General features: G+C 67.7%; 7 protein-coding genes and 1 pseudogene. 2 read left to right on the top strand and 6 right to left on the bottom strand.

What is annotated here, in order from left to right; all coding sequences use genetic code 11:
* Nucleotides 1-509: 509 nt before the first annotated feature.
* Nucleotides 510-1,877, top strand: coding sequence for a glutamate--cysteine ligase (locus PCA_RS01175; RefSeq protein ID WP_181300288.1), 1,368 nt, complete (start codon nucleotides 510-512; stop codon nucleotides 1,875-1,877).
* A 7-nt stretch (nucleotides 1,878-1,884) separates the two neighbouring features.
* Here the strand turns inward: PCA_RS01175 and PCA_RS01170 are convergent, their stop codons facing one another.
* The 5 genes and pseudogenes from PCA_RS01170 to PCA_RS01155 all read right to left on the bottom strand — a co-directional run bounded on the left by PCA_RS01170 (nucleotide 1,885) and on the right by PCA_RS01155 (nucleotide 7,145).
* On the bottom strand, nucleotides 1,885-2,943 hold the full coding sequence (locus tag PCA_RS01170; RefSeq protein WP_181300287.1) for a DUF4325 domain-containing protein: 1,059 nt from the start codon (nucleotides 2,941-2,943) through the stop codon (nucleotides 1,885-1,887).
* A 108-nt stretch (nucleotides 2,944-3,051) separates the two neighbouring features.
* A complete protein-coding gene (dcp, locus tag PCA_RS01165) occupies nucleotides 3,052-5,271 on the bottom strand; it encodes a peptidyl-dipeptidase Dcp (RefSeq protein WP_181300286.1) in 2,220 nt (739 codons plus the stop codon).
* 123 nt (nucleotides 5,272-5,394) lie between these two features.
* Nucleotides 5,395-5,745, bottom strand: coding sequence for a hypothetical protein (locus PCA_RS17330; protein WP_219918452.1), 351 nt, complete (start codon nucleotides 5,743-5,745; stop codon nucleotides 5,395-5,397).
* Between the two features lie 90 nt (nucleotides 5,746-5,835).
* Nucleotides 5,836-6,477, bottom strand: a pseudogene (gene bioD / locus PCA_RS01160) (dethiobiotin synthase); the annotation flags it as partial.
* Nucleotides 6,474-7,145: a TMEM175 family protein gene (locus PCA_RS01155; protein WP_181300285.1), complete on the bottom strand. Its 672-nt coding sequence runs from the start codon at nucleotides 7,143-7,145 to the stop codon at nucleotides 6,474-6,476. The gene PCA_RS01155 and the pseudogene bioD, both read right to left, overlap by 4 nt.
* A 59-nt stretch (nucleotides 7,146-7,204) precedes the next feature.
* Between PCA_RS01155 and PCA_RS01150 the strand changes: the two genes are divergently transcribed.
* Nucleotides 7,205-7,696 carry a GAF domain-containing protein gene (locus PCA_RS01150; protein ID WP_181300284.1) on the top strand — a complete coding sequence of 164 codons (492 nt, stop codon included), beginning with the start codon at nucleotides 7,205-7,207 and terminating at the stop codon, nucleotides 7,694-7,696.
* Between the two features lie 48 nt (nucleotides 7,697-7,744).
* Here PCA_RS01150 and yihA read toward each other — a convergent pair whose 3' ends face one another.
* Nucleotides 7,745-8,377 (bottom strand): ribosome biogenesis GTP-binding protein YihA/YsxC, encoded by a 633-nt coding sequence (gene yihA / locus PCA_RS01145; protein ID WP_181300283.1) that lies wholly within the window; start codon nucleotides 8,375-8,377, stop codon nucleotides 7,745-7,747.
* Between the last annotated feature and the right edge of the window lie 280 nt (nucleotides 8,378-8,657).

The raw sequence follows: 8,657 nt of genomic DNA, 5'->3' as shown, positions 1-8,657 counted from the left end.
GGCAACGGCCTGCTCCAGCGTCCGCCAGGCGACCGCCCACGGATGCGTTCTTGCTCAACCGCCCCCGGCCGGGGATGAGGTCTTGGTAGACCTTCTTCTCAGCGAGCGTCCGGGAGGGGTCCGACGCAGCAGACACGCACCCAGCCGAGAGTGACGAGGGGTTGGCCTACCTACTGAGTGGTGGGACGCAAGTCCACCGCGGCGGGGGCAGTGCAGTGGCCGGGCACGACAATGGCTCACCTGCGATAGGAATGTCATTGCGGACTTCCGCTGGACTCCCATCGGTTGTCAACCGACCGTCCTTCAGGACGCTCGTGGGTACCGTACGGCCAATCTATGCTTTCCGAAAACCATAGTTTGGCCAAAACGGCCAAACTATGGTTCCCCGCACACCGCGCGGCACGGAGCGCCGACCATCTGTACCGCCTCGTACAAAAATTTTCCGTCAACCCCTTTTCGTGGCCGCGCGACGCCTCCATAGTCGATGGCTCCACCAGCGAGGACGTCCCGTGTCCATACCCAGTGCCGTCAAAAGCACCCCGATCGCGGGTCGCCAGCAGCTTGCCGACTACCTCGCCGCCGGCGAGAAGCCGCGCGAGGCCTGGCGCATCGGCACCGAGCACGAGAAGTTCGGCTTCCGCACCGACGACCTGAAGCCGCCACCGTTCGAGGGCGAACGCGGCATCCGCGCCCTGCTCGAAGGCATCGCCGCGCGCCATGGCTGGGACATCGCCCGCGAGGGCGAGACGCCGGTGGCGCTCACCCGCGGCAAGGCCAACATCACGCTGGAGCCCGCCGGCCAGCTGGAGCTTTCCGGCGCGCCGCTGGAAACCATCCACCAGACCTGTTGCGAGGTGAATACCCACCTGGACGAAGTGCGCTCGGTGGCCGAGGGCCTCGGCCTCGGTTTCCTCGGCATGGGCTTCCAGCCGAAGTGGCGGCGCGACGAAATGCCCTGGATGCCGAAGGGCCGCTACAAGATCATGCGCGAATACATGCCCAAGGTCGGCCAGCTCGGCCTGGACATGATGACGCGCACCTGCACCGTGCAGGTGAACCTGGATTTCTCCAGCGAAGCGGACATGGTGAAGAAATTCCGCACCAGCCTCGCGCTGCAGCCGGTCGCCACCGCGCTGTTCGCGGATTCGCCGTTCGCCGAGGGCAAGCCGAACGGCTACCTCTCCTACCGCTCGCACATCTGGACCGACACCGACGCCGACCGCACCGGCATGCTCGACTTCGTGTTCGAGGACGGCTTCGGCTACGAGCGCTACGTGGATTACGCGCTGAACGTGCCGATGTACTTCAGCTACCAGGACGGCCGCTACATCGACCTCTCCGGCCAGGACTTCAAGCGCTTCATCGCCGGCGAACTGCCCGCCTTGCCGGGCGTGAAGGCCAGCATGAAGGACTGGGCCGACCACCTCACCACCGCCTTCCCCGAAGTGCGGCTGAAGCAGTACCTCGAAATGCGCGGCGCCGACGGCGGCCCGTGGAACCGCCTGTGCGCGCTGCCCGCGCTGTGGGTCGGCCTGCTCTACGACGACGAGGCGCTGGACGCCGCCTGGGACCTGGTCAAGGACTTTTCCATGGCCGAGCGCCACGCCCTGCGCGACGGCGTGCCCAGGCAGGCGCTGAAGCTGCCGTTCCGCCAGGCCACGGTGCGCGAACTCGCCCGCGAGATGTTGAAGATCGCCGCCCACGGCCTCCAGCGCCGCGGCATGCTCAACCGCAACGACGCCGACGAACGCATCTACCTCGAACCGCTGATCGAGATCGTCGAAGCCAACCAGACCCCGGCCGAACGCAAGCTCGAACTGTTCCACGGCGCCTGGGGCGGCAGCGTGGACCCGGTGTTCCGCGAGTTCGCGTACTGAGGACAGCTCAGAGCAGGGGCAACTGCCCGCCGTCATGATCGCGCGCCACCTCGGCGCGCCGGATCATCTGCTGCACTTCCGGCACGGCGTGGATGGGCACCAGTTCGACTTCCGGGTGCGCCTGGGCGAATACGCGGAATATCTCGTCGGCAAATGCCTGCCCGATGGCACTGACGCTGGCGAAGTCGAGCACCACGTGGCGAAACCTGTCCACGCGCTGCAAAAGGCGCTTCGCCTGCGAACGCGAAATCAGATTCTCGTCGCCCACCTGGACCAGGCGCACGGGAACCACGGTCTTGGCGAACGTGTAGTCGTCCGGGCCGCTGGAATACTCGTCGAACACCTGCTTGGCAGTGCGGGCGGACGTCGTGCGCATGGCCATGAAGACCAGCGTGCCCGTCTGCGGCATGTCGTCGAAATCGAACAGCACGTCCTTCCCGTGCCCTTCGTCGTGCGAGAACACCAGTCCCCCGGACACGATCCCGAAACTGCCGAACATGCGCGAGGTGAAGAACACGCCCTCGCCCGAATGGTTTCGCGGATCGGTGGTGAACTTGCCCTTGGACAGCTCCAGCAAGGCCAGCCGCTCGTCCGGCAGATCCAGGGCACGCGCAATCTTGCGGAAAATGCCCACGCCGTCGTCGGCGATCGTCAGCGACAGCATCCCATCGCGCAGCTCCATGTGCACGAAGACATGCGTGGCCTCGGAGTGATCGATGGCGTTGTTGACCATCTCGGTCACGCCGTGATGCGCGATGTCCACGACATTGCGCGACACGTCGCGCAGCAACGGCGCCAACTGCGCCGACCAGAGGACGTCCTCGGCCAGGCCTGCGCGCGGATAGCTCTGCCGGAACCGGCGGTTGGCCCCGATCGCGTAAGTGGGGCGCGTCGTCCCTTCCTTGCGCAGATAGCCCTCGGCCACCAGCTCGCGCACCTGCATGCTGACCCGCGCGCCCGACAGGCCAAGCTGCGCCGCCACCATGCCGACCAGGTCGCGCGGGTGCGTTGCCACGGCCTGCAGCAGGGCGTCGTCGATCTCGGCGGAGCGGCTGGGGCGGGCCATGGCCGGATTCTAAAGTTATAGCAATCTATTTGCTAGTTAACAGGACGGAATTTGAAAATAAAAGGGCCGGCATAGGCCGGCCCTTCGAGATGCACCGATCCGGCCGCCTTACTTCTTCGGCGCATCCTTCAAGCCGCGATTCTCCAGCATCGGCTCGATGCTCGGGTCCTTGCCGCGCCAGTCCTTGTACAGCTTGGAAAGCTCCACGGTGTTGCCGCGCGAGAGGATCATGTCGCGGAAGCGCTGGCCGTTTTCGGCGGTGAGGCCGCCGTGTTCCGTGAAGCCCTGGAAGGCGTCGTCGGCGAGCATCTGGGTCCAAAGGTAGGCGTAGTAGCCGGCGGAATAGCCGTTGCTCCAGATGTGCAGGAAGTAGCTGGAGCGGTAGCGCGGCGGCACGTAGCTCAAGTCCACGCCGTCCTTCTTCAGCGCGGCGGCCTCGAACTTGTCGGCGTCCTGCTTGGGCGCGTCGGCGCCCAGCATGTGCCAGTTCATGTCGAGCATGGCGGCGGCCACCAGCTCGGTCATGTCGTAGCCCTTGTTGAACTTGCCGGCCTTCTTCATCTTGTCGACCAGCGCCTGCGGCATCGGCGCGCCGGTCTGGTAGTTCTTCGCGTAGTTCGCGAACACCTTGGGGTTGGTCGCCCAGTGCTCGTTGAACTGCGAGGGGAACTCGACGAAGTCGCGCGCGGTGCTGGTACCGGACAGGGTCGGGTACTGCTCGTCGGCGAGCATGCCGTGCAGGGCGTGGCCGAACTCGTGGAACATGGTGATCACGTCGTCGAACGACAGCAGCGCGGGCTGGCCGGCCGCGGGCTTGGTGAAGTTCGCGACGTTGTAGATCACCGGCTTGGTGCCGATCAGCTTCGACTGGCCGACGAAGTTGTCCATCCAGGCGCCGCCCTGCTTGTTGTCGCGCTTGAAGTAGTCGCAGTAGAACAGCGCCATCGAGCTGCCGTCCTTGTCGAACACCTCGAACACGCGCACGTCCGGGTTGTACACCGGGATGTCCTTGCGCTCCTTGAAGGTGAGCCCGTAGAGCTGGTTGGCGGCGTAGAACACGCCGTTCTGCAGCACGTTGTCCAGTTCGAAGTAGGGCTTGATCTGCGACTCGTCCAGGTCGTACTTCGCCTTGCGCACCTGCTCGGCGTAGTACTGCCAGTCCCACGGCTCCAGCTTGAAGCTGGGCTGGTGCAGCGCGGCCTGGTCCTTGTCGATCTGCGCCTGGATCTCGGCGCCTTCCTGCTTCGCGCGCGCCACCGCGGCGGGCGCCAGCTTGTTCATGAAGCCCATCACCGCTTCCGGCGTCTTCGCCATCTGGTCCTGCAGCGTCCACGCGGCGTAGTTCGGGAAGCCCAGCAGCTTGGCCTCCTGCGCGCGGATCTGCGCGAGCTGCTCGATGATGTCGCGGGTGTCGTCGGCGTTGCCCAGTTCGGCGCGGTTCCACGAGGCCTCGTACAGCGCCTTGCGGGTGGCACGGTCCTTCAGGCTCTGCAGCGCGGGCTGCTGGGTGGTGTTCTGCAGCGTGACCACCCACTTGCCGTCGAGGCCGCGATCCTTGGCGGCCTGCGCCGCGGCGGCGATGTCCTCGTCGGACAGGCCGTCGAGCTTCGCCTTGTCGTCGATCACCAGCGCGCTGTCCTTGGCGGCGGCGAGCAGCCGCTTGTTGAACTGCGCCTCCAGCGTGGACGACTGCTGGTTGAGCGCCTTCAGCCTGGTCTTGTCGGCGTCGGACAGCTTGGCGCCGTGATGGACGAAGTTGCGGTAGGTCACCTCGACCAGGCGCAGCGATTCCGGATCGAGCTTCAGCGTGGCGCGCTCGTCGTAGACCTTCTGCACGCGGTCGAACAGCTTGCCGTCGAGATACTTGGCATCGTCGTGCGCGGCGAGCTTCGGCGCCTCGTCTTCCTGCACCTTCTGCAGCGTGTCGTTGGTGTTGGCCGCGGCGACGCCGTTGAACACCATCATCACGCGGTCGAGCAGCGCGCCGGACTTCTCCAGCGCCACGCAGGTGTTCTCGAACGTGGGCGCCTCGGGGTTGTCGGCGATCTTCTGCCACTCGGCGCGCTGGTCGGCCATGCCCTTGTCGATCGCCGGCTGGTAGTCGCTGTCCTTGATCTTGTCGAACGGCGGCGCCTGGAACGGCAGCGTGCTGGCGGCGAAGAACGGATTGGCGGCGTTCGCGTCGGCCACCGGCGCGGCCGCGCTGGACGGCGCGGCCGGTGCGGTGGAGGCCGGTGCCGGCGCGGACTTGCCGGCCTCGTTCGAGCCTTGCGAACAGGCGCCCAGGGCGATGCTGGTGGCGATGACGATCATGCGTAGACGGAACATGCGGTATTCCCGGTCGGTGCGCGCTGGGCGCGGGCAAAGAAGTGTCAGCCCACGACTCTAGCGACACCGAACGGTTTTTTGCCAGCCGCAGCGCAGCGAAACTTCGTGCGGAACGGCTGCTGCTCAGCCCGGGCGCACGTCGTGCAACTGCCACGCCGCGCCGATCAGCCAGTTCAGGCGCTGGCGCAGCAGGCTCATCGGCAGGCTGGTCTGCACGTCCACCTCGACGTGCAGATCCGCCACCTGCGCATGCACCTGCGCCTGCGCATCGGTGGCGCCCAGCGCGGGGTCCACTTCGTCCGGCTCCGGCTGCCCGGCGCGCCAGCGCTCGAACAGCGACGGGCTGCGCAGCGCCTCCTCCAGCGCGGCGGCGAAATCGGCGGGGCCGGCGCCGTTCCAGCCCAGCGCAGGGTCGCTGCCCCGCGCATGCGCGAGATCGGCGATGGAAAGGTAGTAATGGTTGCGAGCGGTCATGGCTTCTCCCTGCGAGGTTTTCCCAGCATGCCCACGGTCCGGCATGTCGGAGGCGAATTCAAGCATCAGTGCCGCCAGGTCGAGCCCGGCGGCCGCCTGCGCCGGCGCCACGCCGTGCGGCAGCACCCCGAGGCAAGGCGCGGGCAGCAGTTCGCGCAGGCTGGCGAGGTTCTGTTCCGGGGCCGCCATCGCCGGATCGATGCGGTTGGCTATCCAGCCGACGAGGCGGCAGCCGTCGGCGAGGATCGCCTCGGCGCTCAACAGCGCATGGCTGAGGCAACCCAGCCGCAGGCCCACCACCAGGACCACCGGCAGGTTCCACTGCTGCGCGATCGCCGAGGCGAACAGCCCCGGCGCCAGCGGCACGCGCCAGCCGCCCACGCCCTCCACCACCACGGCGTCATGTTCGGCGCACAAGGCGTCGAACGCGACGCGCAACGGCGCCAGCGCGATCGTCGCGCCCGCGTGCGCGGCGGCAAGGTGCGGCGACCAGGGTTCGCGCAGCGCCACCGGGTTGATACGCGCATACGGCAGCGGCGCGCTGCCCGCCGCCAGCAGCGCCAGGGCGTCGTCGTTGCGCAGGCCTTGCGGCGTCTCGGCGCAACCGCTGGCCACCGGCTTCATGCCGCAGGCGCGCAGGCCGTTCGCGCGCAGCGCGTGCAGCAGCGTGCAGGCGGCGTGCGTCTTGCCGATGCCGGTGTCGGTGCCGGCGACGAACAGCGCCGCAGTCATTCAGTGATGTACCGGCGCTTGTACCAGGCGATCACCGGGCCGATCAGGCCCAACAGGGCGTATTCGAAACCCGCCAGCGCCAGCAGGCCCGTCGGCACCACCAGCGCCGTCAGCGCCGAGAGCAACCCTACCGCCGTCGGAACCGCCCACATCACCGTCCTGATCCCGGCCTGCCGATGCTCCTCGGTACCCGTCGGGTTCAGGCGCATGGCATGCCGGAAGAGCAGGGTCAACGTGCCGGCCATGGCGATGTAGGCCAGGCCGTAGCAGACGAACATCGTCCGTGCGTCGCTGCTCATCTGCACCGCGAGATCGCTGGAGAGCACGCCGCCGCTCAGGCTGTAGCACGCCGACCCGAACACCATGTGCAGCGGGTAGACGAAGATCAGCGCGAAGAACACCAGCAGCAGCGACAGCAGCAGGCCGGTGCGCGTGGAGCGCGTGCACAGATGGCGCCACTGCACGTGGCCATGCCACATCCACGCGATCTGGGCGAAGCACATGGCCGCGGCCGGCACGCCGGCCAGGATGTGCAGCAGCTTCTCCGCGGTGTTCGGGATGGTCTCGCCGCCGATCGCCAGCAGGGTCAGCGTGAACGCGAAGGCGCCGTCCACGAACATGTCCAGCCGTCCCGCCTCGATTCCTTCGCGATGCTCGACCAGGCTCATGTGCGGACCTCATCAGGGCGACGCGCGCATAATACGTGTTTCGCCGCCGGACCCGTGTCATGTTCGAAGTGAAGAACCAGACCTATGCGAACAAGCGCGAGCATTACGCCGATCTCGCGCAGCAGGCACGGGGGCTGCTGGCCGGCGAGCGCGACCTGATCGCGAATGCGGCGAACTTCTCCGCGCTGGTGTTCCACAGCCTGCCCGGGCTCAACTGGTGCGGCTTCTACCTGTACGACGGCAGCGAGCTCGTGGTCGGCCCGTTCCAGGGCAAGCCGGCCTGCATCCGCATCGCGCTGGGCAAGGGCGTCTGCGGCACCGCCGCGCAGACCGGGCAGACCCAGGTGGTGCGCGACGTCAACGCCTTCGACGGCCACATCGCCTGCGACGCCGCCTCGCAGTCGGAGATCGTGGTGCCGCTGGTGAAGGCCGACGGCAGCCTGCTCGGCGTGTGGGACGTGGACAGCCCCCACGTGGCGCGCTTCGACGAGGACGACCGCGCCGGCATGGAAGCGCTGTGCGCGGTGTTCATCGAGAACCTTTCCGCGTAAGCCGCCCTTTCACGGCCGCTGCGGCGATCTGCCGCTGCGGCAAAACCGTCATTCGCGCGGCGTGCGCAGCAGCTCCACCACCCGCTCGCGCGCCTCGTCCACGCCGGTGGCTGCGGGCGAGGAAAACACCTGCGCGGTGGCGTGCAGGCCGTCGGGAAAGCTCTTGCGCATCGCCGCCAGCGCCTGCGCGGCCTGGTTGCGCGAGAGCTTGTCGGCCTTGGTCAGCAGCAGGTGGCACGGCAGGCCGGTGGCGAAGCAGAAGTCCAGCATCATCCGGTCGAAGTCCTTGAGCGGATGGCGGATGTCGGCGATCAGCACCACCCCGCGCAGGCTCCTGCGGCGGTGCAGATAAGCGTCGATCTCCTGCTTCCAGTGCGCGCGCAAGTCCTCCGGCACCTTGGCATAGCCGTAGCCGGGCAGGTCAATTAGTCGCACCTCCAGCGGCGCCTGGCCTTCGCCCTGCGCCAGCGGCGGCAGCGCGAACGCCACCATCTGCTGGGTGCGGCCGGGCGTCTTGGACGTGCGCGCCAGCCCCTTGTGGCCGGTGAGGGCGTTGAGCGCGCTGGACTTGCCCGCATTCGAGCGGCCGGCGAACGCCACCTCGGCGCCGAGGTCGGCGGGCAGCTGGCTGATGCGATGGGCGGCGAGCACGAATCGTGCGCCTTGAAGCGGGTTGGGCATGGTTTGACCGGAGCGCGAGGGCACGGGGATAATCCGTTGGTTTCTGCCCGTGGCGCCGGAGCCGGCAAGCGGTGGCAGCCTTCGACAGTATCTGGGAGGGAAGTGTATGAGTTTTCGGTTCGCAGGTTTTCGACCCGCCGTGCTGGGGCCTGCCGCGGCGCTGCTGCTCGCCATGACCGCGGTCGCGGCGATGGCGCAGGATGCCGCCACGTCGGCGGCTGCACCGGCCAAGGCCGCCACCGCCGCCGAACCTGCCGCCGCCGCGCCTGCGGCGGCCGCC

The organism is Rhodanobacter sp. PCA2 (genome assembly GCF_013620825.1).
In the GTDB taxonomy this organism is placed as follows: Bacteria; Pseudomonadota; Gammaproteobacteria; order Xanthomonadales; family Rhodanobacteraceae; genus Rhodanobacter_A.
The sequence above is the reverse complement of the archived record's forward strand: the minus strand, read 5'-3'. Positions and strand labels throughout refer to the sequence as shown.

What these genes read in the sequence shown, in the direction of transcription:
- PCA_RS01170 (WP_181300287.1), bottom strand. Translation starts at nt 2,943, where the DNA reads ATGGCCCGCCCCAGCCGCTCCGCCGAGATCGACGACGCCCTGCTGCAG.
- dcp (WP_181300286.1), bottom strand. Translation starts at nt 5,271, where the DNA reads ATGTTCCGTCTACGCATGATCGTCATCGCCACCAGCATCGCCCTGGGC.
- PCA_RS17330 (WP_219918452.1), bottom strand. Translation starts at nt 5,745, where the DNA reads ATGACCGCTCGCAACCATTACTACCTTTCCATCGCCGATCTCGCGCAT.
- PCA_RS01155 (WP_181300285.1), bottom strand. Translation starts at nt 7,145, where the DNA reads ATGAGCCTGGTCGAGCATCGCGAAGGAATCGAGGCGGGACGGCTGGAC.
- PCA_RS01150 (WP_181300284.1), top strand. Translation starts at nt 7,205, where the DNA reads ATGTTCGAAGTGAAGAACCAGACCTATGCGAACAAGCGCGAGCATTAC.
- yihA (WP_181300283.1), bottom strand. Translation starts at nt 8,377, where the DNA reads ATGCCCAACCCGCTTCAAGGCGCACGATTCGTGCTCGCCGCCCATCGC.